A 1,929-nucleotide genomic window follows, 5' to 3' on the forward strand; every position below is an offset into this window, starting at 1 on the left:
GCGTGCGGGCAGGAGCATCGGTCGCGACGGCACAGGAAACGCGCTTGCCGCCAACGCCTATGGCAACGGAGGCACGCTGCCCCCCAGGGTGCGGCGCTATCAGCAGATAGTGGAAAGCTTTGCCGGTCGCTATAACCTGAGCACCGAGCTTGTGTATGCCATTATTCACAGCGAAAGTTCGTTTTCTCCCACTCTTGTAAGCCACAAGTCGGCCATGGGTCTTATGCAGATATTGCCGGACACGGCAGGCGGCGAGGTACACCGCTACCTGTACGGGCATACGGGCGATGTGAGTTTTGAAGACCTGCGCGTGCCGGAAACCAACATCCGTTACGGCACGACCTATCTGCATATCCTGCTCACACGCTATTTTTCCGGGGTACATGACCCGAGGTCGCGTGAATATTGTGCCGTGGCCGCCTACAATATGGGGCCGAACCGGTTTTTGCGGCTTTTTGGCAACAGTCCCGAAGAGGCTGTGGACGCCATCAATGCGCTGACTGCGGAACAGTTGTACGAAGATCTGACCATCCGGCTGCCCGTGGCTGAAACCCGCGCCTATGTGGCCAAGGTCGCCAGGATGAAGGGGCATTACGCCGCTTTGCAATAGCGCTGATCGGTTTTTCGAATGTATTTTTCAAAGCTCAAGACGCGCTCGCAGCGATGCGTAACCGCGCACATAAACGGCATTTACGCCTGCGCGTCAGATGTCGGTTTCCGCAGCCGTCCGAACAATTTCAACGTTAGAGCAGTTTACGAATGAAACGAGTCAACTGCTCTGCAAGGATTTTCCTGAAAATCCTTGCCACGAAATGCGAGCAGGCAGGCTTTTGCCTGCCGTAAGCAAGCATTTCAAGTGTTAAATGCTCTAGATTGCTCCTGGGCGAACTTGCGTCAAGCCTGTTCCGCCGGTAGCCGTGCGGCGGGATGTCCTTTGCGACGGCAGGTATGTTTTTGAACAGAAAGCAAGGCCCGCCGGGAAAAAACGGTTGAGGTGGCAGTAAAAACAACGTACACCATTGACAACACGCCGCGCAGGCCGTGCAACGGCACGCGGAAATTCTGAGAGGAGTATCCATTACCATGCGTATCCGTTATTTTATGCCGCTGGCCCTGTTGCTGAGCCTGATGCTTATTGCCTGCCAACAGGGTGAAGGCTCATCCCAGGCCAAACTGGCGGTCGTTGATATGACGCGCGTCATGCGCGACAGCGAAGCCGGCAAGGCTGGCGTGAAGCACCTTGAAGGTCTGCAGGCCGACATGCAGGCGCAGCTGAACAACATCCAGAAGCGTCTGGAGCAGAACGCCGATGACGCCGATGCCCAGAAAGAACTGCAGACCGTGTACATGGCCTCGCAGCAGCGCATGCAGGTGGAGCAGCAGAATGTTGTCAACGTGCTGTATGATACCATGCAGCGCATCATCAACGCCTATCGTGCCGACAAGGGCTATGCCCTTATCATCAGTTCCGAGGCTGCCGCTTCCTTTGATCCCAAGGCTGACGTGACCAGCGATATCATCGCGGCCATGGACAAGCAGAAGATTGACTTCAAGCCCGCCGGCGAAGCCGAAAAGGCCCCTGAAGCCGAAGCTGCCAAGCCCGCCGACAAGGCTGCTGAAAAACCCGCCGACAAGTCCGCTGACAAGGCTGACAAGCCCGCAAAGGCCGACAAGAAATAGCCTTTGCGCCGAGCGTTTCCAGTATCGGCTCAGGCCGGACAATGACTGTTCAAAAACCCCGCTGGCAAGCAGTGGGGTTTTTGTTTTTCTTTTCAGTCCGGCCTGCCGCTGCGCCCCTTCCCTGCCGCCCGCCGAGCCGAGGTCCAGACCAGGGTAATGGATAACGTTGCAACCGGTAAACTGTCCATCATGCACAGGCAAGCTCTGCCCCCGGCCCGCAATGCCCCGCGCCGGGGCTGGACAGCGGCG

The 1,929-nt window shown here is 57.3% G+C and carries 2 protein-coding genes; both read left to right on the forward strand.

Annotated features, from left to right (window positions below; all coding sequences use genetic code 11):
- Nucleotides 1-610, forward strand: a 610-nt coding sequence (locus V6C16_RS12150) for a transglycosylase SLT domain-containing protein (protein WP_333535278.1), incomplete at its 5' end; no start/stop codon positions are given.
- 473 nt (nucleotides 611-1,083) lie between these two features.
- On the forward strand, nucleotides 1,084-1,680 hold the full coding sequence (locus V6C16_RS12155; RefSeq protein WP_333535277.1) for an OmpH family outer membrane protein: 597 nt from the start codon (nucleotides 1,084-1,086) through the stop codon (nucleotides 1,678-1,680).
- The last annotated feature ends 249 nt before the right edge of the window (nucleotides 1,681-1,929 follow it).

It is taken from the genome of Desulfovibrio sp. 1188_IL3213, assembly GCF_036763145.1.
Lineage (GTDB): Bacteria > Desulfobacterota > Desulfovibrionia > Desulfovibrionales > Desulfovibrionaceae > Desulfovibrio.

What these genes read in the sequence shown, in the direction of transcription:
- V6C16_RS12155 (WP_333535277.1), top strand. Translation starts at nt 1,084, where the DNA reads ATGCGTATCCGTTATTTTATGCCGCTGGCCCTGTTGCTGAGCCTGATG.